General features: G+C 28.6%; 1 pseudogene. It reads left to right on the forward strand.

Annotated features, from left to right (window positions below):
* Nucleotides 1-245 (forward strand): annotated as a pseudogene (locus E4T88_RS18195) (TaqI-like C-terminal specificity domain-containing protein); the annotation flags it as partial.

The raw sequence follows: 245 nt of genomic DNA on the forward strand, positions 1-245 counted from the left end.
CTATAAATATTGATGATTATCCAGATATTAAAGCTCATTTGGATAATTATTACTCACAACTAACTAATAGACAGGATAAAGGGATTACTCCTTATAACTTACGTAGTTGTATTTATATGGACGATTTCTCTAAGCAAAAAATAGGTTGGGGAAACCTCAGTCTGAATAGCCAATTTACATTAATAGATGAAGGTTATTATATTAATGCTCCCTCTGCTTTTTTTTGTTCAAATGATTTATATTTA

Origin of the sequence: Dysgonomonas mossii, from assembly GCF_004569505.1 — a bacterium.
Lineage (GTDB): Bacteria > Bacteroidota > Bacteroidia > Bacteroidales > Dysgonomonadaceae > Dysgonomonas.